Below are 582 nucleotides of genomic sequence, written 5' to 3' on the forward strand. Positions count from 1 at the left end.
GTGCTTTGAATGCTGCTGTATGTTTTCTTCTTTGCTTTTTCATAATTTCTCCTTGCTGGTTTGTTTGAGAAACTATGCATACTTTCATAACTTATCCAGTGGTCCTAAAAGCTGGGGCCCTTTCTAAGTGGTATAGAATATTGATCGAACATCATCTGCGACCTCTTTCTTCAATTTCTTTGGTACCCCTATGTGTCAGAATAATTTGCACCTCAAATATTTTCACATATAACAAATGGGCGAAGTGAGAGTCTCTGGTGTCAAAACGTTACTCAGATAAGTTCAAAGAATCAGTAATCAAAAAAATGATGCCTCCCAACCCTAAATCTATTCGACAATTATGTGGTGAGACAGGAGTTTCAGATGTTACACTCTATAAATGGAGAAAATCATACAGAGACAAAGGGGTGGCTGTGCCAGGAGATAAAAGTAAACCTGAAAATTGGTCCGCAGGCGACAAACTCGCCGTTGTTATTGAAACTGCTTCTTTCAATGAAGTTGAGCTGAGTGAGTATTGCCGTAGTAGAGGACTTTATAGAGAGCAGATTTCCCGATGGAAAATAGAAGCCTTATCCGGGTATG

1 protein-coding gene is annotated in these 582 nt (G+C 39.3%); it reads left to right on the forward strand.

What is annotated here, in order from left to right:
* Positions 1-257: 257 nt before the first annotated feature.
* Positions 258-582 (forward strand): transposase (locus FCL48_RS24695; RefSeq protein ID WP_169309380.1); only part of this gene is annotated, 325 nt, incomplete at its 3' end.

It is taken from the genome of Desulforhopalus sp. IMCC35007 (assembly GCF_005116575.1).
In the GTDB taxonomy this organism is placed as follows: Bacteria; Desulfobacterota; Desulfobulbia; order Desulfobulbales; family Desulfocapsaceae; genus Desulforhopalus_A.